The sequence below is a fragment of the Xanthomonas arboricola pv. juglandis genome, assembly GCF_905367715.1.
Classification (GTDB): Bacteria; Pseudomonadota; Gammaproteobacteria; order Xanthomonadales; family Xanthomonadaceae; genus Xanthomonas; species Xanthomonas arboricola.
Genome location: NZ_HG999362.1, coordinates 1,876,810 through 1,898,899 on the forward strand (window position 1 = coordinate 1,876,810; position 22,090 = coordinate 1,898,899).

Here is a 22,090-nt window from a genome sequence, read left to right on the forward strand (position 1 = left end):
AATGGAAGGCGGCGGCGACGTCGCGGCCGCTGTCTATGTTGCACTGCCGCATGCATTGAGTGCCCGGAAAAGGCCTAATTGGATCGATCCAATCGACGCCAGATGCATGCGCACTTCTCCCATTGCAAGGCCGGCAACGTGACGCGTGCCAAACCGGCGCCCTCCGCTTCGGAGCACGGCGACGCGCGCCGCAGCGGACGCGGGGCGGTGACCCTACGCGATATCGCCAGTGCCATCGGCGTATCGCGCGCGACGGTGTCGTTGGTGCTGCGCGGTAGCCCGCTGGTGCATGCGACCACGCGCGCGCGCGTGGAGGCAGAACTGGATCGGCAGCACTACGTCTACAACCGTGCTGCGGCCAATCTGCGCTGCCGCACCTCATCCAGCATCGCGCTGGTCATCAACGATCTGTCCAACCCGTTCTTTGCCGAATTCGCCGCAGGCGTTGACGAAGCGCTGGGCGCGGCCGGTTATGTGACCCTGCTCGGCAGTACCGGCGAATCGACGCAGCGCCAGCAGGCGGTGCTGACCTCGTTGATGGAGCACACTCCAGCCGGCATCATCCTGTCGCCGGCCGAAGGCAGCCAGGCACAGGCGCTGACCCAGGTGCTGGGACGACAACACAACGTGGTGTTGTTCAACCGCGAAGTGGAGGGCGCTGGCTGGGATCTGCTGGCACTGGACAACGAGCAGGGCGCGTTGCTTGCCTGCGCGCATCTGATCGCGCAAGGCCATCGGCGCATCGTGTTCTTCGGTGGTCATGCCGAATCCAGTTCCTGCCGGCAACGCCGCGCCGGTTACGCGCGCGCGATGGCCGATGCCGGTCTGGCCGTGCATTACGTTGAATCCGCACCGAACCGGCAGGATGCTGCGCTGTGCGCCGGTCGCATGTTGGGTAGCACCGCGCACGATCGCGCAACTGCGGCGGTCTGCTACAACGATAGCGTCGCGTTGGGCCTGATGGCGGCGCTGGCGATGCATGGCATCGTGCCGGGGCGCGACTTCGCGGTGACCGGTTTCGACGATATCGCCGAAGCCGCGTTGTTTACGCCCGCGCTGACTACGCTGGCCGCAGATCCGCGCGCGCGCGGGCGCCAGGCTGCGCAATTGGTGTTGCAGCGTATCGGGAGTCCCGCCCTTGCATCGCAGCGCCTGACCGCCGCAGTCGAATTGAAGATCCGTGCCAGCAGCGCCAGCGCGTTGAGCTCCGTGATTCCGCTTCACTCCCCCAGCGATTCCCCCGCCCATTCCCCCACCAAGGCCTCAGGCCGCTGACCAGGCAATTCCTATGGTTTCCCTTTCCACGCAGTCCACAGTGCCTAGCGGCAACAAGGCGCCCGTCAACAACGGCGTTGCGTTGTCGGTCGTCACCACGATCTTCTTCATGTGGGGCTTTCTCACCTGCCTCAACGACATCCTGATCCCGCATCTGAAGGCGGTATTCGAACTCAACTTCGCGCAGGCGATGCTGGTGCAGTTCACCTTCTTCGGCGCGTACTTCCTGATGTCGCTGCCGGCCGGTTGGCTGGTGGCCAGGCTTGGCTACAAGCAAGGCATCGTGGCCGGGCTGGCGGTTGCCGCGGTCGGTGCGCTGGGCTTCTGGCCTGCGGCGGAATTGCGCGTGTACGGCGCATTTCTCGGCGCGCTGTTCGTGCTGGCCACCGGCATCACCATCCTGCAGGTGGCGGCCAACCCGTATGTCGCGCTGCTGGGTCCGGAGCGCAGTGCGTCCAGCCGCTTGACCCTGGCGCAGGCGCTCAATTCGCTGGGGACCGCGATCGCGCCGTTGTTCGGTGGCTGGCTGATCCTGTCCAACACGGTGATGAGCGGCGACCAGCTCAAGGTGCTGCCGGAAGCCGAGCAACTGGCCTATCGCGTGCAGGAAGCGCAGGCCGTGCAGGGGCCGTACATCGGTTTGGGCATCGTGCTGTTTCTGCTGGCGATCTTCGTGTTCCTGTTCCGTCTGCCGGCCCTGACCGATGCGGGCGCGCAGAAGGATGAAAGCAGGCATTCGCTGCTGGATGCCCTGGCGCACCCGCACGTGCGCTTCGGTGTATTGGCGATCTTCTTCTATGTCGGTGCGGAAGTGGCGATCGGCAGCCTGATGGTCAACTATTTCTCGTTGCCGCAGATCGGCGGGTTCACCGAGCGCGAGGCGACCCACTACGTGTCGGCGTACTGGACGCTGGCGATGATCGGCCGCTTCATCGGTTCGGCCTTGCTGGCCAAGTTGTCGCCGCGCGTGCTGTTGTCGGTGTTTGCCGGGATCAACGCACTGCTGCTGGGCCTGACCATGGCCAGCGGCGGCATGCTGGCGGTGTATGCGCTGGTGGCGATCGGCCTGTTCAATTCGATCATGTTCCCGACCATCTTTACGCTCGGCATCGAGCGGCTTGGTCCGCTGACCGGCCGCGCCTCGAGCCTGTTGATCATGGCCATTGTCGGCGGCGCCATCGTGCCGTATCTGCAAGGTCTGCTGGCCGACAGCATCGGTCTGCACGAGTCGTTCGTGTTGCCGCTGGTGTGCTACCTGTACATCGTGTTCTACGGCATCTGGGGCTCGCGTCTGCGCGGCGCACTGGCGGAGGCGCGCGCATGAGTGCCTTGAAGAACCGGGTGGTGTGTTTTGGCGAGGCCTTGATCGACATGCTGGCACTGCCGCAGGCCGGTCCGGATGAGGCACGCACGTTTGCGCAATACGCCGGCGGTGCGCCGGCCAATGTCGCGGTCGCGGTGGCGCGCCTGGGCGGCGCAGCGCATTTCGTCGGCATGCTGGGGCGCGACATGTTCGGCGATTTTCTGCTGCAGAGCCTGCAGCAGGCCGGCGTCGCCACCGATGGCATCGTACGCACCGATGAGGCGAAGACCGCGCTGGCCTTCGTGGCGTTGGATGAAGCCGGCGAACGCAGTTTCAGTTTCTATCGTCCGCCTGCGGCGGATCTGCTGTTCCGGCCGGAGCATTTCGCTGCGGACGGCTTCACGCAGGCTGCCGTGCTGCATGTGTGTTCCAACAGCATGACCGAGCCTGCGATCGCGCAATGCACGCTGGACGGCATGCGCCGCGCACGCGCCGATGGCGCCATCGTCAGCCTGGATCTCAACCTGCGCCCGATGCTGTGGCCGCAGGACGTGGACCCGGCTGCACTGCTGTGGGAGGCATTGGCGCTGGCCAATGTGGTCAAGCTCTCGCGCGAAGAACTCGATTACCTGGCCGGCACGCTCGATGGCGACGCCAGCGCGGTCACCCGCAAGCTCTGGCAGGGCCAGGCCAGTTGGTTGCTGGTCACCGACGGTGGTGGCCCGGTGCACTGGCAGACACGCACCGATTCGGGTCAGGTGCCGGCCTTCCGCGTGCAGGTGCGCGACAGCACGGCGGCGGGCGATGCGTTCGTCGGTGGCTTGCTGTTTCAGCTGGCGACGCGTGCATCCACGCTGGAGCAGCTGTCCGGCGATGCCGCTGCGATCACCGAGGTGATCCGTTTTGCCGCGGCGGTCGGCGCGCTCGCGGTAACGCGCAAGGGCGCGTTTGCGGCCATGCCGAGCGTCGATGAAGTCCATTCCCTGATCCAGGAACAATCATGAGCCGTTTGCCTGCGAGCCCCGCACCCGATTTCCGTTCGGCCGATGTACTGCGTCAGCATATCGCCGACACCATGGCGTTCTACCACCCGCGCGCGATCGACCCGGCGGGCGGATTTTTCCAGTATTTCCGCGACGATGGTTCGATCTACGATGCCGGGCATCGGCATCTGGTCAGCAGCACGCGCTTCGTCTTCAATTACGCGATGGCGTATCGCGAATTCGGGGATGCGCAGTACCTGCAGGCGGTGCGTCACGGCCTGGACTATCTGCGCAACGTGCATCGCAATCCGGCCACCGGCGGTTACGCATGGACCTTGCGTGATGGCGTGGTCGAAGACGACATGAATCACTGCTACGGCGTGGCCTTCGTGCTGCTGGCGTATTCGTGCGGCCTGAAGGCGGGCATCGAGGAGGCGCGCGCATGGATGGACGAGACCTGGCAGCTGCTGGAAAAGCACTTCTGGGAGCCGGAATTCGGCCTGTACCGCGACGAAGCCGATGCGCAGTTCAACTTCACCAGCTACCGCGGCCAGAACGCCAATATGCACATGTGCGAGGCGATGATCGCCGCGTACGAAGCCAGTGGCGAGCAACGCTATCTGGATCGTGCGCTGTCGCTGGCCGACACCATGACCCGGCGTCAGGCGGCCAAGGCCGATGGCCTGGTGTGGGAACACTACGATCTGCAGTGGAACATCGACTGGGACTACAACCGCGACAATCCCAAGCACCTGTTCCGCCCCTGGGGTTTCCAGCCGGGCCATCAGACGGAATGGGCCAAGCTGCTGATGCTGCTGGATCGCTACGCACCGACCGACTGGTTGTTGCCGACCGCGCAACATCTGTTCGATGTGGCGGTGGAGCGCTCCTGGGATGCGCAGCGTGGCGGGCTGTATTACGGCTTCGATCCGGACGGCAAGGTCTGCGACGACGACAAATACTTCTGGGTGCAGGCCGAATCGCTGGCGGCGGCGGCGTTGCTGGCGCAGCGCAGCGGCGAGCCGCGCTACTGGCAGTGGTACGACAAGCTCTGGGCGTATTCCTGGGAGCACATGATCGACCACCGCTATGGTGCGTGGTACCGCATTCTGGATGCGGACAACCGCAAGTACAGCGACGAAAAGAGCCCCGCCGGCAAGACCGATTACCACACCATGGGCGCGTGCTACGAGGTCTTGAACGTGTTGCGGCCGGCTGCTTGATGCTGGCGTGATCAAGGGCGCCGCCGCGCAATGCGTCGGCGCCGCGTAGGAGCGCATCCGGGCGCGACGAGGCTTTACCGGTAAAGCCTCGTCGCGCCCGGGTGCGCTCCTACGATATCTGCGGTCTGCAGCTGCCCTTATTCCGGGTCGTAATCCAGATTCGATGCCAGCCAACGTTCGGCCAATGCCACGGTAATGCCCTTGCGTTTGGCGTAGTCGGCCACCTGTTCCTTGCCCAGGCGCCCGACCACGAAGTACTGGCTCTTGGGATGGCTGAAGTAGTAGCCGGAGACCGCTGCGGTGGGCAGCATCGCGAAACTTTCGGTCAGCGTCATCGTGGTATGACGCTCGGCATCGAGCAGGTCGAACAGGGTGCGCTTTTCGCTGTGCTCGGGGCAGGCGGGATACCCCGGAGCCGGGCGAATGCCGCGATAGCGCTCGGCGATCAGCGCCTCGTTGTCCAGCGTCTCATCCTCCACATAGCCCCAGAATTCGGTGCGCACGCGTTGATGCAGGCGCTCGGCCAGCGCCTCGGCCAGACGGTCGGCCAGGGCCTTGAGCAGAATCGCATTGTAGTCGTCGTGCGCGGCTTCGAACCGCGCTACATGCGGCTCGATGCCGATGCCGGCGGTGACTGCAAACGCGCCGATCCAGTCCTGCTTGCCGCTGCTCTTGGGCGCGATGAAATCGGCCAGGCAGAAGTCGGGGCGGTCGACGGGTTTGTCGACTTGCTGACGCAGGAAGTGCAGGGAATGGGGAATGGAGAATCGGGAATGGTCGGGCGCCGATGCATCGCCTTGCGATTCCCGATTCCCGATTCCCGATTCCGCAGGCTCGGTCAGCACAACAACATCATCGCCGACTGCATTGGCCGGCCACAGCCCGAACACCGCCTTCGCGGTCAGCCATTTTTCGGCGACGATGGTGCGCAGCATCTTGCGTGCATCGCGGTACAACTCGCTGGCCTGGCTGCCGACCACCTCGTCGCTGAGGATCGCCGGGAACTTGCCGGCCAGTTCCCAGGCCTGGAAGAACGGGGTCCAGTCGATCAGCTCGATCAACTCCTGCAGCGGATAGTCGTCGAACACGTGCAGGCCCGGCTGACGCGGGGCGGGTGGTGTGTAAGTGTCCCAGTCACCGTCGAAACGCTGTGCGCGTGCCTTTTCCAGCGACACCAGGCGTTTGGCGTCGCCGCGGTTGCGATGGCGCGTGCGGATCTCTGCGTAGTCGGCATCGTTGGCGGCGACGAAGGCCTGGCGCAGGTCGCGCGAGATCAGCGATTGCGCAACGCCCACCGCGCGCGAGGCATCTTTCACCCACACGGTGGGGGCGGTGTAGTGCGGGTCGATCTTCAAGGCGGTGTGCGCGCGCGAGGTGGTGGCGCCACCGATCAATAGCGGAATCTCGAAGCCTTGCCGCTGCATCTCGCGTGCGACATGCGACATCTCTTCCAGCGACGGCGTGATCAGGCCGGACAAGCCGATCAGGTCCGCATTCTCTGCGCGTGCACGGTCCAGTATCACCTGCGCCGAGACCATCACGCCCAGGTCCACCACGTCGAAGTTGTTGCATGCCAGCACCACGCCGACGATGTTCTTGCCGATGTCGTGCACATCGCCCTTGACGGTGGCCATGATGATCTTGCCGTTGGACTTGCCGACATCGCCGGTCCGCAGCTTTTCCGCTTCGATGAAGGGCAGCAGATACGCCACCGCCTTCTTCATCACACGCGCGGACTTGACCACCTGCGGCAGGAACATCTTGCCAGCACCGAACAGGTCGCCGACCACGTTCATGCCGTCCATCAGCGGGCCTTCGATCACGTCCAGCGGGCGGGTGGACTGCTGGCGCGCTTCCTCGGTATCGGTTTCCACGAATGCGTCGATGCCGTGCACCAGCGCATGCGCCAGCCGCGCACGCACCGGCTTCTCGCGCCAGGCCAGGTCTTCGACTTTCGCCGCGCCCTTGCTGCCTTTGTAGCGCTCTGCAATTTCCAGCAAGCGTTCGGTGCCGTCCTTGCGCCGATTGAGGATCACATCCTCCACGCGTTCGCGCAGCTCCGGGTCCAGCTCGTCGTAGATCGGCATGCCGCCGGCGTTGACGATGCCCATGTCCATGCCGGCCTTGATCGCATGGAACAGGAACACCGAGTGGATCGCCTGGCGCACCATCTCGTTGCCGCGGAACGAGAACGACACGTTGGAAACGCCACCGGAAACATGGCAGTGCGGCAGCATGCGTTTGATCTGCCGGGTGGCTTCGATGAAGTCCACCGCGTAGTTGTCGTGCTCCTCGATGCCGGTGGCCACGGCAAAGATGTTCGGGTCGAAGATGATGTCTTCCGGCGGAAAGCCCACCTGCTCGGTCAGCACCTTGTAGGCGCGCGTGCAGATCTCGACCTTGCGCGCGCAGGTATCGGCCTGGCCCACTTCGTCGAAGGCCATCACCACCGCGGCAGCGCCATAGCGCAGCACCTTGCGCGCCTGTTCGATGAACAGCGCCTCGCCTTCCTTGAGCGAGATCGAGTTGACCACGCTCTTGCCTTGCAGGCATTTCAGGCCGGCTTCGATCACGCTCCACTTGGAGGAATCCACCATCACCGGGATGCGCGCGATATCCGGCTCGGACATGATCAGGTTGAGAAAACGCGTCATCGCCTTTTCCGAATCGATCAGGCCCTCGTCCATGTTGACGTCGAGGATCTGCGCACCGTTGGCGACCTGCTGGCGCGCCACCTCCACCGCCTCTTCGTAGCGCTCTTCCTTGATCAGCTTGCGGAACTGCGCGCTGCCGGTGACGTTGGTGCGCTCGCCCACGTTGACGAACAATAGGTCCGGGGTGATGACCAGCGGTTCCAGGCCGGACAGGCGGGTGTGGCGGGGAGTGCTCATGCGATGCTCTGAAGAAGGGCGGCCGCGTTGCTAGCCCGGATCGGAAAAGGAAGTGACGGGACGCAGTCGTCTGCACTCATCCGGCGCTGCACGCTTGCTTCCCCCGCATGCGGAAGAAGGTGCCCGAAGGACGGATGAGTGTCATCGCTCTGCATCACGCCGCCAGCTCCTGCGCGCCAGGCAATTGCCGCGGCGGCAGGTCGGCGACCGCTTCGGCGATCGCACGGATGTGATCCGGTGAGGTGCCGCAGCAGCCGCCGACCAGATTGAGCAAACCGGCCTGCGCAAATTCGCGCAGGGTTTCGGCCATTTCTTCCGGGGTTTCGTCGTACTCGCCGAAGGCATTCGGCAGGCCGGCATTGGGATGCGCGCTGACATAGGCGTCGGCAATCTGCGCCAGCGTTTCCACATGCGGGCGCAGGTCCTTGGCACCGAGCGCGCAGTTCAGGCCCACCGACAGCGGCCGCCCGTGCGCGACCGAGGCGTAGAACGCCTCGGCCGTCTGGCCGGACAAGGTGCGTCCGGAGGCATCGGTGATGGTGCCGGAGATCATCACCGGCAGGCGTCCGCCGCGCGCTTCGAACACTTCCTCGATGGCATACAGCGCGGCCTTGGCGTTGAGCGTGTCGAAGATGGTTTCCACCATCAGCGTGTCGGCACCGCCGTCGATCAGGCCGTCGATGGCTTCGCGATAGGTGTCACGCAAGGCGTCGAAGCTGGTGTTGCGGTAGCCGGGGTCGTTGACGTCCGGGCTGATCGAAGCGGTGCGGCTGGTGGGGCCGAGCACGCCGATTACGAAGCGCGGCTTATGCGGGGTCAACGCCTCGACTTCGTCGCAGCAGGCGCGCGCGACCTGCGCGCCGGCCTTGTTCAATTCGTACACCAGATGTTCCAGGTGATAGTCGGCCTGGCTCACCGAGGTGGCGTTGAAGGTATTGGTTTCCAGCAGGTCGGCACCGGCGTCCAGATAGGCGCGATGGATGCCGGCGATGATCTCCGGGCGCGACAGCAACAGCAGATCGTTGTTGCCTTTCAGGTCGTGGCCTTCCGGTGCGTGTGCGTGATCGCAGCCCGCGCCATGCACGTGTACCTGTGTACTGTCGTAACCGTCGGCAAAGCGGCTGCCGCGATAGTCGGGCTCCTGCAGATCGTGGCGCTGGATCATCGTGCCCATCGCGCCGTCGATGATGAGGATGCGTTCGGCGAGCGCGGCAGTGAGTTTGGCGGCGCGCTCGGGATGCAGCCAGGGCAATGCAAACCGGATTGGAGATTGGGGATTGGATACCTGCGTCATGATTCAGCTCTCCGCGAAGCAGTGCCTTTGCTTTCAACGATTCCCGATTCCCGACTCCCAATTGCCGGCTTCACCGCAATCAATGAAATCACCTCGAAATGCGGCGGGCGCTTCTCGCGCGTCACCGTCTCCAGGCTGGACACGTCCAGCCCGGCTTTCTCGGCAAACCTGCGCAGTTCCTTGGCAGCAAAGCCAAGATTGACGTGGCCATAGGCATGCACTGCGGCGCGGTGTTCGTGCTTGGCCAGGCTGCACAGCAGCAGGCGGCCGCCGGGGCGCAGCACGCGCGCGGATTCGGCCACTGCCTGCGCCGGCTTGGCTGCATAGGTGAGCGCATGCATCAGCACTACCAGATCGAAACTGGCATCGGGAAACGGCAACGCATGCATGTCACCCTCGCGCACTTCCACATTGCGCAGCTTGCGCAGGCGCTCGCTGGCGGCGGCGACCACGCGTGCGCTGGTGTCGATGCAGATGTAGCGGGTGGCATGTGGCGCCACCAGCTCGGCCAGCACGCCGTCGCCGGAGGCGATGTCGAGCACGTCGCCGGTTTCCAGCAAGGGCAGGGCGGTGCGCGCCAGCGCCTCCCAGGTGCGCCCCGGGGAATAGTGCCGTTCCATGTCGCCGGCCACCGAATCGGCCCAGTTCTGGTCGGCGGCGCGGTTGGCCAGCACTGCGGCCACGCGCTCGGCGTCCTGACGCAGCAGCGGGTCGTCGCTGCCGGTGCTCAATGCCAGCCACAGGGCGCGCTGCGCCGGGTCCAGCGACACTTCGTCGAAACGGTAGTAAGCCGACACGCCGGCGCGGCGGTCGCGCACCAGGCCAGCTTCCTTGAGCTTGGCCAGGTGCGTGGACACGCGTGGCTGGGCCAGGCGGGTGATCGCCGACAGCTCGGCCACGGTGAGTTCTTCCTGCTCTAGCAAGGTCAGCAGGCGGACGCGGGTGGCGTCGGCAAATACCTTCAGGCGCGCCGACCAGTCTTCCAGATCCATGAATATCTCTATATCGCGATATGGAGATATTTTCGGCCGGGCAGGGTGTGGGGTCAACTACATACGCATGCGAATGGTTGGGGCTACAATGGGCGCTCAGCCTAGGCCTGGAGGGGTGCGACGTGGATTTCAGCTTTACCGAAGAACAATTGATGATCCAGGATGTGGCGCGCCGCATCGCCCAGGAAAAGATCGCCCCCACCGCGGAGCAGTTCGATCGCAGCGGCGAGTTCCCGCTGGAGAACATCCGCCTGCTCGGCGAAAACGGCCTGATGGGCATCGAGGTGCCGGCCGAGTACGGTGGCGCCGGCATGGACCCGATCAGCTATGCGCTGGCAATGATCGAGATCGCCGCCGCCGACGGCGCGCATTCCACCATCGTGTCGGTCAACAACTCGCTGTTTTGCACCGGCATCCTGAAGAACGGCAGCGAGGCGCAGAAACAGCTGTACGTGCGCGCGATCGCCGAAGGCGCGCAGATCGGCGCGTTCGCACTGACCGAGCCGCAGTCAGGTTCGGATGCTTCGGCGATGCGTTGCCGCGCGGTCAAGCAGGCCGATGGCAGCTTCGTGATCAACGGCAAGAAGAGCTGGATCACCTCCGGCCCGGTCGCCAAGTACATCGTGTTGTTTGCAGTGACCGAGCCAGACAAGGGCTCGCGCGGCATTACCGCTTTCATGGTCGACGCCGATCGCGCCGGCTTCCATCGCGGCAAGACCGAGCCCAAGCTCGGCATCCGTGCCTCGGCCACCTGCGAGATCGAGTTTGCCGATTACATCGCCCAGCCCGAGGAAGTGCTGGGCGTGGAAGGCGAGGGCTTCAAGACCGCGATGAGCGTGCTCGACGCCGGGCGCATCGGCATCGCGTCGCAGGCGGTCGGCATCGCGCGTGCCGCCTATGAGGCGACCCTGGCCTACGTCAAGGAGCGCAAGGCCTTCGGTGCGGCCATCGGCACCTTCCAGATGACCCAGGCCAAGATCGCCGACATGAAATGCAAGCTGGATGCGGCGCTGCTGCTGACGCTGCGCGCGGCCTGGTTGAAGGGGCAGGGCCAGAAGTTCGGCACCGAAGCGGCCGTGGCCAAGCTCACCGCCTCGGAAGCGGCGATGTGGATCACCCATCAGGCGGTGCAGATCCACGGCGGCATGGGCTATTCCAAGGAAATGCCGCTGGAGCGTTACTTCCGCGACGCCAAGATCACCGAAATCTACGAGGGCACCTCGGAAATCCAGCGCCTGGTGATCGCCCGTGGCGAGACCGGCCTGCGCTGAAGAGCATGATCCGGCAGTACGTTGCGGTCGACACCATCGGCCCGAGCTGCGCAGCAGTCGATCCGGCACCTTGGCGCTGGCGATTGCCTCGCACTATGTAGGAGCGCGCTTGCGCGCGAAGCGGCGTTCTCGATAACGCCCCATCGCGCGCAAGCGCGCTCCTACGCAGACGTGGGCGGTCAGATATCGCAGCGGCGCCGTGTCATTGGCCTGGCGCCGGCACACCGCAAGCAACGTCACAGCCCTACATCGCACATGGTTGCGCCCGACCTTGTCGCGCGCGGCGCGCGCGGATCACAATCGCAGCTTCTCTGGCCTCTGGTGCGCGCATGCCCCGGTCCTTGCACGCTGTGTTTTCCCGCCTTTCGTTGTCCGCCCGTGTTCCGGTGCTGGTCTGTTGGGCGCTGTTGCTGGTCTGCGCTGCGGCAACCGCGCAAACGCCGCCGCCCTCGATCGTGCCCACCGACCGCCTGCAGGAAGCCTGGTGGGCGCAGCGGCATGCGCAGGTGCTGGAGCAGGTGAATCAGCACGCCGACACCCCTCTATTGTTGATCGGCGATTCGATCACCCAGAACTACGAGAAAGCCAAGGCACCGGACGAGGATTTTCAGCCGATCTGGCAGACCTTCTACGGCCGCCGTGGCGCGCTCAATCTGGGCTTCAGCGGCGATGGCACCGAACACGTGTTGTGGCGGCTGGCCAATGGCGAGGTCGATGGCCTGCAGCCCAAGGTCGCGCTGGTATTGATCGGTACCAACAACACCGGCCACCTCGGCCAGACCGCGGAGCAGGCCCAGCTCGGTATCGATGCGGTGGTGGCGGCGATCGAACAGAAATTGCCGCGCACGCAGATCTTGCTGGTGGGTGTGCTGCCCAGCGACATCTCCAGCGAGAAGTCGCGCCGCGATGCGCAGATCAACCAGGGCCTGGCGGTGCGCTATGGCGACAATCCACGCGTGACCTATCTGGATGTGGGGTCGATCTTCCAGCGCGACGGCAAGCTGCGCACCGAGCTGTTTTACGACACCCGCTTCCGCCCGCCGGCCGCTGCCCTGCATCCGGACACGCAAGGCCAGCGCATGCTGGCCGAGGCGATCGAGCCGACCCTGGCGCGCCTGCTCGGCGAGCCGCCGGTCAAGCCGGTTGCCGCGCTGGGCCGCGATTTTGCGACCTCGCTGATTCCGGTCGACCGGCTGGAGCAGGACTCCTACGACTGGTATGCGCGTCACCATGCGGCGCTGGCCGCAGCGCGCACCCTCAAGCCCGAGGTGGTGATGATCGGCGATTCGATCACGCACTTCTGGGCCGGCCCACCGCAGGCCACGCGTGTCAGTGGCCCCGAGTCCTGGAGCTGGTTGTACGGCAGGGCCCCGGTGCTGAATCTGGGCTTTGGCTGGGACCGCACCCAGAACGTGCTGTGGCGCATCCGCCAGGGCGAGCTCGACGGCCTGGATCCGCGCTGGGTGGTGCTGCATATCGGCACCAACAACTTCACCGGCACCGCGCAAGCGCGCGCCGCCACGCCGGCCGAGACCGCGCAGGGTGTGGAGGCGGTGGTGAGCGAGGTGCGTCGCCGTTTGCCCAGGAGTCAGCTGATCCTGATGGCGATCATGCCGCGCGGCCGCCATGCCGGGGATGCGCAGCGCGCGCCCATTGCTGAGACCAATCGGCTGTTGGTCGCGCGTTATGGCAAGGATCCGTCCGTGCGTCTGGTCGACATCGGCCCTCGGATGCTGCAGCCGGACGGGACCTTGCCCGAGGCGCTGATGCCCGACGGCACCCATCCCAGTGAGACCGGGTATGCGATCTGGGCCACGGCGCTGCGCGAGGCGGGCATCACGGCAACGCCATAAGCCGTCCTGGGCTGCGGAGTCAGGGCAGCGGCGTCGAAGAGGGCGCTGCTGTGGTGTAGCAGGCTATCCGGTTGCACGGTTGCTGCGTCATGGCGTGATCGGAATGAAGCGCCGGCCGCCGATCAATGGCGGGCTGCCATCGGCCGGCAACGCAGGCGCACGGCCACCGTCAGAACTTTCCAAACCCCAGAAACCAGAAGACCCCCGATCGCTCGGAGGTCTTTTTAAACTGGTGCCCAGAAGAGGACTCGAACCTCCACGAAGTTGCCCCCGCTAGCACCTGAAGCTAGTGCGTCTACCAATTCCGCCACCTGGGCAGGTGAGCCGCGAATTTTGCAGACTCCCGGCGGGCTTGTCAATGCCTGGCGAGCGGCAATGATGGCCGGCCGGGCGAGGCTTGCTGCCCATGGCGCGGCCGCAAGGGGTACCATGTAAGCAATGACAAAGAAAAACACCCCAGATTCCGATCGGCCCAGTCGCCGCAAGTCCACCAGCCCGGGCGAGTCCACCACCGCCGAAAAACAGAAGTTGCCGGGCTGGATGCCGGACTTCCTGGTCCGCGCTGCCGCCGGTGCGTCGACCAAGTCCGCCAACAAGCGCGCTGCCGACAAGGCCGCCAACGCCTCGCCCGAGCTGCCGGTAGCGCCAGCGCTGCCCACGCCGCCGGCGCCACGCGCACCGCATCCGCGCAAGAGTGGTCCGCCGGCGCCGCCGCCGGAACGCTTCCAGCAGGCGCCGACCGAAGCGTCCGCGCCGGCGGCGGAGTTCAAGGATCCGCATGCCGATCGCGAAGCACTGCGCTACGCCGAGCCGATCGCCAGCCGCGAGGCCATCCTGCAGTTGCTCGACGCCTGCGATGGCCCGCAGACCGCCGAGGAAATCGCCGAAAAACTCAATCTCAGCGACCGCATCGATGCGCTGGGCAAGCGCCTGGCGGCGATGGTGCGCGAAGCGCAGCTGGTGCAGAACCGTCGCGGCGGCTACGCGCCGGTGCAGCAGACCAGCCTGATTGCCGGCGTGGTGATCGCCAATCCGGAAGGCTTCGGTTTCCTCAAGCCGGACGAAGGTGGCGACGACCTGTTCCTGCCGCCTTATGAAATGCGCAAGGTCATGCACGGCGATCGTGCGCTGGCCAACGTCACCGGCATCGACCGCCGCGGCCGTCGCGAAGGTGCGATCGCCCGCGTGCTCGAACGCCGTATGTCGCGCATGCTCGGACGCTTCTTCTACGAGCATGGCGTGGCCTATGTCGACCCGGACGACAAGCGCGTGCAACGCAACGTGCAGATCGCGCCGGATGGCATCGGCGAGGCGCGCGAAGGGCAGTTGGTGGTGTGCGAACTGATCGCGCCGCCGGATGCGCGGCGCCCGGCGATCGGCAAGATCATCGCGGTGCTCGGTGACAAGCTCACCCCGTCGCTGGTGGTGGAGATGGCCATCCACGGCCATGAGCTGCCGCACGAATTTCCGCAGGAAGTGCTGGACGAGGCCGCGGCAGTGCCGTTGGTGGTCGAGCCGCAGATGATCGGCGGGCGCGTGGATCTGCGGCAGATGCCGCTGGTCACCATCGACGGCGAAGACGCCAAGGATTTCGACGACGCGGTGTATTGCGAGCCCAATATCGACGGTTTCCGTCTGGTGGTGGCGATCGCCGACGTGTCCAACTATGTGCGTCCGGGCACGCCGCTGGACGACGAAGCGCAAAAGCGCGCCACCTCGGTGTATTTCCCGGGGTTCGTGGTGCCGATGCTGCCGGAAACCCTGTCCAACGGCATCTGCTCGCTGATGCCCAAGGTCGACCGCATGTGCTTCGTCTGCGACATGCAGGTGGGCCGCGACGGCGAAGTCACCGGTTCGCGTTTCTACGAAGCGGTGATGAACTCGCATGCGCGCCTGACCTATAACCAGGTCTGGAAGGCGGTGGGCGAAGACGATGCCGACACCAAGGCCTTCATCGGCCCGTTGTTGCCGCAGGTGCAGCGCCTGCACCAGCTGTACAACGTGCTGTCCAAGGCGCGCACGCAGCGTGGCGCAATCGAGTTCGAAACCTCCGAAGTGCGCTTCGTGCTCGACAACACCGGCGAAGTCACCCAGGCCGGCATGCTGGTGCGCAACGATGCGCACAAGCTGATCGAAGAATGCATGATCGCCGCCAACGTCGAGGCCGCGCGTTACCTGCTGAGCATGCATGTGCCGGCGCCGTACCGCGTGCACGAACGGCCGCCGGAGAGTAAATACGAAGACCTGCTGGAGTTCCTCAAGGAATTCCAGCTGAGCCTGCCGGCATGGAGCAAGGTGCGCCCCGGCGACTACACCAAGTTGCTGAAGAAGGTGCGCGCGCGCCCCGATGCGGCGTTGCTGGAATCGGTGCTGCTGCGCAGCCAGAGCCTGGCGGTGTATTCGCCGGACAACAATGGTCACTTCGGTCTGGCGCTGGAGGCGTATGCGCACTTCACCTCGCCGATCCGGCGTTACCCGGACCTGCTGGTGCACCGCGCGATCAAGCACGCCCTGACCGGCGCCAGCCCGGAAAAATACATCTACACCCCGCGTCAGATGGCGGCCCTGTCGCTGCAGTGTTCCGAGCGTGGTCGGCGTGCCGACGAAGCCGAACGCGAAGTCGACGAGCGGTATCGCGCCGCGTGGATGGAAAAGCATGTCGGCGGCCAGTTCGATGGCGTGATCAGCGGCGTGACCGGGTTCGGCCTGTTCGTGGAGTTGACCCAGTCCAAGGTCAACGGCCTGGTGCATGTCACCCAGCTGCCGCAGGACTATTACCAGTTCGATCCGATCCGCAAGACGCTCAGTGGCGAGCGCCGTGGCCGCACGTTCCGTCTGGGCGATCCGGTGCGGGTGCTGGTACTCAAGGCCAGCATGGAGGAACGCAAGATCGACTTCCGCCTGGCCGAGGATCGCGGCGATTCGCCCGAACCGCCGCCGCCGCCGAGCGCTCAGCCGGCCAAGCGCAAGAAGAAGCAGTACTAAGCGCGTCTGCAGGACCGCGAGCCGCCGTCCGACGGCGGCTCGCGATGCCATGGATCGCCCGATATTGAGCTGCAGGTCGTTGCGGGCAGACGCTCGTAACGCGTGCTGGGTGCCCACTTTCAAGGTTTGAGGCGACGATGGACGCAGCAATCGAGTACAGCGGTGGCTGCCAGTGCGGCGCCGTGCGTTTCCACGTGCGCGGCGGGCTGACGGACGCCTCGATCTGCCATTGCCGCATGTGTCAAAAAGCCTTCGGTGCCTACTATGCGCCGTTGGTTTCGGTGCGCGGTGTCGAGTTCAGCTGGACACGCGGCGAGCCGAAGCGCTTCGCCTCTTCATCGATGGTGTTGCGTGGCTTCTGCGCCGAATGTGGAACGCCGCTGACCTACGAAGCGCCCGACGGCCTGGCGATTGCTGCCGGTGCGTTCGATACGCCCGAGCGGCTGCCTCCGGCAATCCAGTACGGGGTGGAGCGCAAGCTGCCGTTTGTCGATGCATTGGCCTGTCTGCCGGCGCGCACCACCGAGGACGATGTCGCCGCATTGGCGTTTCTGGCCGATGTGGTGTCAAGGCAGCATCCGGATCACGATACCGCGCAGTGGCCAGTGTGAGTCCGCGCCCGCAGGCGTGAGTGCAGATCGCAGGGGGGGGGGCGCGATAGCGGGTGCGTGCAGGTGCCGGCACCATCACAATGGTGCGAGCGCCATCCCCGCAATCGGCCGTACGGCGTGCTGAGGTTCTGGCCGTGGCCCAGGAACAACGCGATCTCCGTGCTGGCAGCGCCGTCTGCGCTCCGGCCGTGACGTGGCAGGCCGCAGGCCCTACCATTCCCCTTTATCTCTTCGTATCCGGCGCAATGAGCAGCAAGCAGAATCAGTGGATCGTCGGCGTCAACGCCGTCGCCTCGTCCGTCGAGAACGACGCCGACAACGTGCGCGAGGTCTTGATCGAGGCCGGCAGCAAGAATCCGCGCCTGATCGAAATCGAAGAGCAGGCCCGCCGCAAGGGCATCGACGTGCGCCGGGTCAACACCCAGGCACTCGATGGCGTCGGTGGACAGGTGCGCCACCAGGGCGTGGTCGCCCGCTATGCCGCAGCGCGGCTGTGGGCCGAAAACGAGCTCGAAGCGCTGGTGACCGCAGCCGAGGGACGTGCCTTGCTGCTGATCCTTGATGGCGTGCAGGACCCGCACAATCTCGGTGCATGCCTGCGCAGCGCGGCCGCGGCCGGCGTCACTGCGGTGGTCATTCCCAAGGACAAGTCGGCCACGGTCAACGCGACCGTGCGCAAGACCTCGGCCGGTGCGGCCGACCGTATTCCGGTGGTCGCGGTGACCAATCTGGCGCGTTGCCTGCGCGATCTGCAGAAGCAGGGCGTGTGGCTGTATGGCCTGGCCGGCGAAGCCGAGGCGTCGCTGTACAGCGTGGACCTGCGCGGCAACGTCGGGCTGGTGCTCGGTGGCGAAGCCGACGGCCTGCGTCGTCTCACCCGCGAGCATTGCGATGGCCTGGTCAAGATCCCGATGCCGGGCGATATCGAAAGCCTCAACGTGTCGGTGGCCGCCGGTGTGACCCTGTTCGAAGCGGTACGCCAGCGCCTGGGCGCCTGAGGCGGCGACCGAAACGACTGCGCTCACCGCCAGGTGGGCGCGGGCGCGGCCGATGCCCCGACTCGGCATGCACCACCCGTGCACTGCGCTTGCTGCACGTCGTCCGCATCCAGCTGGCGACTGTTCGCCCTGTGTTGCCACCCACTCTGCATCGCACGTGCGTGCCAATGGCGAACCGCGCACGTCGATCGGCACGGCGAGATCGCGCGTGCGGCGCGGTTCGATCCGCGCACCCACGCAGTGGCCGATCTGCGCAAACCATGGCGCTGGTGCGCTTGCCGCTGCAGTGCCGGGCGCGCAGGTGGCCCGCCGCGCATGACGTTGACCAAGGCGTACGACGATTGACCGGCGCGCGTGCCCGTTTTTGCCTACCATATCGCCAGCGAACGGCGTGTTATGTCTGATGAGAGATGGGGCGGGGGCCTGGTCGACGGGCGAGAACGGATGCGATGCCAAGGCGTCGGCACGGGGAGACAAGCGGCCGCAGCGCTGGCTCGGTGCCGTTGTCTGCATGCTGCTGGCGCTGTGCTCGCTCGCGGCACTGGCTGCACCGGCCGGCACGGCACCACTGCGCGACTACGCGATCGACAGCTGGAGCTCGCGTAACGGCCTGCCGCACAACTCCTTGCGCGATATCGCCCAGACCCGCAATGGCTACCTGTGGTTCGCCACCTGGGAAGGCCTGGTGCGTTACAACGGCCTGGAATTCGGGATCATCGACCGCAGCACGCGTCCCGGCCTGCCCGACAATGGCGTCGGCGCCTTGTACGTCGACCACGACGGGGCGCTGTGGCTCAGCGATGCGCGCGGCAATCTGGTGCGGCACGGCAGCGACGGACAGTGGCGGCACTGGCAGCGGCAGGGACAGTGGCCGCAGGCGCTGATCCATGCAATGACCATGGATGCGCACGGCCGCATGTGGCTGCTGTTCGAGGGCCACGGGCTGGGCTGCCTGTGGCCGAATGGGCGCTTCGAGTATTTTCCGCCGCGCGATGGGGTGCCGCTGCAGAGCAGCTTTCCGCGCATGGCGTTCGACGACCAGGGCCGGCTGCTGATCGGCACGCTGGATGGCCTGATCTATCGCGAACCGGACGGGCGCATGCATCGCGCTCCGGCCGCGTTCGGCCTGCCGCCGGGGCTGGCGTGGCCATACCGCGCGCCGGACGGCACCCTGTGGGTTGTCGCCGGCGAGCAGCTGTATCGGCTGCGGGGCGAGACTGCGGAGCTGGTGCGGCGGGTGCCTGGGCAGGGCCATTTCACCGCGATGCTGCAGGACCACCATGGCGACCTGTGGCTGGGCAGCGAAAATCAGGGGCTGCTGCGCATCGGCAGTCATGGAGTGGAGCATCTGCCGGCTGGTCGCAGCCTGCCGACCGGGCGCATCGTCAGCCTGCGCGAGGATGCCGAAGGCAGCATCTGGGTCGGCGCCAACGGCGGGCTGTTTCGGCTGCGCGAAACCCTGTTCAGCAGTTATAGCCAACGCGATGGGCTGAGCGGCGACTACGCCCGCGCGGTGCTGGAAGACCGCGACGGCAGCCTGTGGATCGCCAGCACTGCCGGCCTGGATCGCATGCTGCCGGACGGACGCATCGTGCCGGTGGCGGTGGCCACGCCATCCGGGCGCAAGCTCTCGGTGCTCAGCCTGGCGCTGGATCGGCACGGCGATCTTTGGGTGGGCACCTATGCCGATGGCGTCTTCGTGCTGCGCGACGGACGCCTGCTGCGGCATTACGGCGACGCCGAGGGCATTCCCAGCGGGCATATCCGCGCCATCGTGATCGACGACTCCGGCGTGGTGTGGCTGGCCACGCAGCGCGGCGTGGTGAAGCTGGTGAACGGCAAGCGGGTGCCCCTGGCCGTCGACGGCCTGCCCGATGGCGTGGTGACCGCGCTGGCCAGCATCGATGGTGCGCTGTGGATCGGCTCGGTCGACGGCGCGGCGGTACTGCGCGAGGGAAAACTGCAGCAATTGAATCTGGAAGCGCTGGGCGGCGCGCGGAGCGTGTTCGGTTTTCAGCGCATCGGTGACGCTGTCTGGATCTCGACCGATCGCGGCCTGTACCGGGTGCGCAACGGCAGGCTCGCACGCGTGGGGCTGGAGCAGGGCATGCCGGTCGATACGGTGTTCCAGCTGGTCGGCGACCGGTTCGGCAATGCCTGGATCAGCAGCAATCGCGGCGTGTTGCGCACGCAACTCACGCAGCTCAACGCGGTTGCCGATGGACGCGGCCGGCTGGTCATCGAACGCTATGGCGAGATCGACGGCATGGGCAACGCGCAGGCCAACGGCAGCTCCGGGCCGAGCATGATCGCGCGTGCCGATGGTTCGATCTGGGTGGTCACCGCCGGCGGCGTGAGCACGGTCGACCCGGCGCGCCTGCAGCGCTTTCGCGAGCGGCGCGCGCCGCCTGCGGTGATCGAGAGCGTGCAGCAGGACGCACGTCCGCTGACATGGCGGCAGCAGGCACGCCTGCCGGGCGGGCATCGCCTGAATGTGTCCTACGTCGGCATGAGTTTTCTGCTGCCGGAGCGGATCGAATACCGCACGCGGCTGGAAGGCTTGGACAACGACTGGACCGAGCGTGGCCGGCAACGCAGCGTGGAATTCATCGGCCTGCCGCCGGGGCGCTACCGTTTGCATGTGGCGGCCCGTCACCCGGGCGGTGCCTGGAGTCCGCACGAGGCGGTGTGGGCGTTCGAGGTGCTGCCGCTGTGGTGGCAGCGCCAGGACGTGCGTCTTGCCGCAGTACTGGGTGCGATTTTATTGCTGGCGCTGGTGTACCGATTCCTGTTGCGCCGCTACAAGACCCATAACGCGCGCCTGGCCGAGCTGGTGCGCAAACGCACCGAAGATCTGCAACTGCAGGCACAGCGCTTGCTGCAGGCCAACCAGGAAAAGAGCGAGTTGCTGACGCGGCTGCGCATCAAGTCGGATGTGTTCGAGCGCCAGGCGCACGAGGACGCCCTGACCGGGCTGCCCAATCGCCGGCATTTCGACGAGGCGCTGGCGCGCGACATCAGCCGCGCCCGCCGCAGCGCGCGCCCGCTGGTGCTGGCGATTCTGGATATCGATCATTTCAAGCGCATCAACGACCACTATTCGCATGCCAGTGGCGATGCGGTGCTGCACGAAGTCGGCGTGCTGCTGACCGCCGCCGCGCGCGCGTCGGACCTGCCGGCACGCCTGGGCGGCGAAGAGTTCGCACTGCTGCTGGCCGACACGACGCTGGAGGATGCGCAGGCGCTGTGCCAGCGCATCCGCGAGCTGTTTCACGCGCGCCACGGCTGGGGCGGCGTGGAAGGCCTGCAGGTGACCTTCAGTGCCGGCGTGGCCAAGTTGCGCGACGACGACACCGGCTCATCGCTGATGCAGCGCGCCGACCAGGCGCTGTACCAGGCCAAGAGCGCGGGGCGCGATCGCATCTGTGTGGGTTAGGTGCTGGGATTGGGGAGTCGGGAATCGAGAATCGAGAATCGCAGAGCCAAGGTGCCTAGCGCTTTCCTTCTCCTGCGGGAGAAGGTGCCCGAAGAACGGAGGAGGGTAAGGGCACACGCAGTGGCGCCGCCAACTGCTGATGTCTCAAGCAGGGAGCCCCGCTGCTTTAACGATTCCCCAATCCCGATTCCCGATTCCCGGCTCGATCAGCCCGCGCCAGGCCCCGGCCAGGCATTGGCGATCGTGCAGAACAGTCGCGCGGTCTGCTCGGTGTCGTAGACCGCGCTATGCGCATCGGCAGCATTCCACTCCAGGCCTGCGGCTTGTGCCGCGCGCGCCAGCACGGTCTGCCCGTACGCCACGCCGGCCAGGGTGACGGTGTCGAATACGCTGAATGGATGGAACGGATTGCGTTTGTGGCCCACACGCGCAACCGCGGCGTTGAGGAAGTTCAGGTCGAAATGCGCGTTATGCCCCACCAGGATCGCGCGCTGGCAGCCGTATTTCTTCACTGCCGCACGCACCGGTGCGAACACATGGTCCAGCGCGTCCTTTTCCTGCTTGGCGAAGCGGAACGGGTGGTCGAGCACGATGCCGGTGATCTCCAGCGACTTCGGGTCGATCTCCAGTCCTGGCGCCGGCACCAGATGGGCACTGGCGGTGTCGCCGGGGAAAAACCGCCCGTCGGCATCCATTTCGATCGGCACGCAGGCAATTTCCAGCAGGGCGTGCTTGTTCCAGTCGAATCCTCCCGTTTCCACATCCACCACCACGGGCAGGTAGCCGCGGAAGCGCCGCGACATGGGCAGGAAGGAGGGGGCAGGCTGCAGGTCGACCGGTTCGTTCATCGGCATAGCCTAGCAGGTCGCACGGCCGGCCCGATCGTGGCAGCTGGGGGCCTGCCCGCGTGTACTGAGCGGCGATCCGGCAAACAAAAGCCCGACCCGTGTTGCCACGGATCGGGCCCGGAAGCTG

14 protein-coding genes, 1 tRNA gene and 1 other RNA gene are annotated in these 22,090 nt (G+C 65.9%); 11 read left to right on the forward strand and 5 right to left on the reverse strand.

Features of this window, described 5'->3' with window-relative positions; all coding sequences use genetic code 11:
* Positions 1 to 102 precede the first annotated feature (102 nt).
* From KHN93_RS08140 to KHN93_RS08155, 4 genes are read left to right on the forward strand one after another with little or no spacing between them, the layout of a single operon-like run.
* Positions 103 to 1,275, forward strand: coding sequence for a LacI family DNA-binding transcriptional regulator (locus tag KHN93_RS08140; protein ID WP_104559139.1), 1,173 nt, complete (start codon positions 103 to 105; stop codon positions 1,273 to 1,275).
* A 13-nt stretch (positions 1,276 to 1,288) separates the two neighbouring features.
* Positions 1,289 to 2,599 carry an L-fucose:H+ symporter permease gene (fucP, locus tag KHN93_RS08145; RefSeq protein ID WP_039812780.1) on the forward strand — a complete coding sequence of 437 codons (1,311 nt, stop codon included), beginning with the start codon at positions 1,289 to 1,291 and terminating at the stop codon, positions 2,597 to 2,599.
* Positions 2,596 to 3,582: a carbohydrate kinase family protein gene (locus KHN93_RS08150; RefSeq protein ID WP_181141779.1), complete on the forward strand. Its 987-nt coding sequence runs from the start codon at positions 2,596 to 2,598 to the stop codon at positions 3,580 to 3,582. The genes fucP and KHN93_RS08150 overlap by 4 nt, the downstream gene beginning before the upstream one ends.
* Positions 3,579 to 4,784, forward strand: a complete 1,206-nt coding sequence (locus KHN93_RS08155) for an AGE family epimerase/isomerase (protein WP_039520523.1) — start codon at positions 3,579 to 3,581, stop codon at positions 4,782 to 4,784. Before KHN93_RS08150 ends, KHN93_RS08155 begins: the two co-directional genes overlap by 4 nt.
* Positions 4,785 to 4,921: 137 nt before the next feature.
* Here the strand turns inward: KHN93_RS08155 and metH are convergent, their stop codons facing one another.
* From metH to KHN93_RS08170, 3 genes are all read right to left on the reverse strand, one after another.
* The gene (gene metH / locus KHN93_RS08160) at positions 4,922 to 7,675 is read right to left on the reverse strand and encodes a methionine synthase (protein ID WP_104559141.1); all 2,754 of its coding nucleotides are present in this window, start codon (positions 7,673 to 7,675) and stop codon (positions 4,922 to 4,924) included.
* A gap of 154 nt (positions 7,676 to 7,829) precedes the next feature.
* On the reverse strand, positions 7,830 to 8,969 hold the full coding sequence (locus KHN93_RS08165) for a homocysteine S-methyltransferase family protein (RefSeq protein ID WP_104559142.1): 1,140 nt from the start codon (positions 8,967 to 8,969) through the stop codon (positions 7,830 to 7,832).
* Positions 8,966 to 9,961: an ArsR/SmtB family transcription factor gene (locus KHN93_RS08170; RefSeq protein ID WP_181141780.1), complete on the reverse strand. Its 996-nt coding sequence runs from the start codon at positions 9,959 to 9,961 to the stop codon at positions 8,966 to 8,968. The genes KHN93_RS08165 and KHN93_RS08170 overlap by 4 nt, the downstream gene beginning before the upstream one ends.
* Before the next feature lie 152 nt (positions 9,962 to 10,113).
* Here KHN93_RS08170 and KHN93_RS08175 point away from each other — a divergent pair, with 152 nt between their 5' ends.
* Both KHN93_RS08175 and KHN93_RS08180 read left to right on the forward strand, forming a co-directional pair.
* A complete protein-coding gene (locus tag KHN93_RS08175; protein ID WP_244812245.1) occupies positions 10,114 to 11,232 on the forward strand; it encodes an acyl-CoA dehydrogenase family protein in 1,119 nt (372 codons plus the stop codon).
* 329 nt (positions 11,233 to 11,561) lie between these two features.
* Complete coding sequence (locus tag KHN93_RS08180) at positions 11,562 to 13,085, forward strand: platelet-activating factor acetylhydrolase IB subunit (protein WP_212579374.1); 1,524 nt, start codon at positions 11,562 to 11,564, stop codon at positions 13,083 to 13,085.
* Positions 13,086 to 13,315: 230 nt separating this feature from the next.
* On the opposite strand, the gene KHN93_RS08185 is transcribed toward KHN93_RS08180, so the two are convergent.
* A tRNA-Leu gene (locus KHN93_RS08185) sits at positions 13,316 to 13,402 on the reverse strand.
* A gap of 121 nt (positions 13,403 to 13,523) precedes the next feature.
* On the opposite strand from KHN93_RS08185, the gene rnr reads away from it, so the two are divergent.
* The 5 genes from rnr to KHN93_RS08210 all read left to right on the forward strand — a co-directional run bounded on the left by rnr (position 13,524) and on the right by KHN93_RS08210 (position 21,115).
* Positions 13,524 to 16,070 (forward strand): ribonuclease R, encoded by a 2,547-nt coding sequence (gene rnr, locus KHN93_RS08190; RefSeq protein ID WP_104559146.1) that lies wholly within the window; start codon positions 13,524 to 13,526, stop codon positions 16,068 to 16,070.
* 137 nt (positions 16,071 to 16,207) lie between these two features.
* Entirely contained in the window at positions 16,208 to 16,681 is a 474-nt protein-coding gene (locus KHN93_RS08195; protein ID WP_104559147.1) for a GFA family protein, read from the forward strand.
* A 245-nt stretch (positions 16,682 to 16,926) separates the two neighbouring features.
* Complete coding sequence (gene rlmB / locus KHN93_RS08200; protein ID WP_024940443.1) at positions 16,927 to 17,679, forward strand: 23S rRNA (guanosine(2251)-2'-O)-methyltransferase RlmB; 753 nt, start codon at positions 16,927 to 16,929, stop codon at positions 17,677 to 17,679.
* Between the two features lie 67 nt (positions 17,680 to 17,746).
* A non-coding RNA gene (locus KHN93_RS08205) (sX9 sRNA) lies at positions 17,747 to 17,822 on the forward strand.
* 260 nt (positions 17,823 to 18,082) lie between these two features.
* Positions 18,083 to 21,115 carry a ligand-binding sensor domain-containing diguanylate cyclase gene (locus KHN93_RS08210; protein WP_104559148.1) on the forward strand — a complete coding sequence of 1,011 codons (3,033 nt, stop codon included), beginning with the start codon at positions 18,083 to 18,085 and terminating at the stop codon, positions 21,113 to 21,115.
* Positions 21,116 to 21,321: 206 nt separating this feature from the next.
* Here the strand turns inward: KHN93_RS08210 and rnt are convergent, their stop codons facing one another.
* A complete protein-coding gene (gene rnt, locus KHN93_RS08215; RefSeq protein WP_102252196.1) occupies positions 21,322 to 21,969 on the reverse strand; it encodes a ribonuclease T in 648 nt (215 codons plus the stop codon).
* Positions 21,970 to 22,090 lie beyond the last annotated feature (121 nt).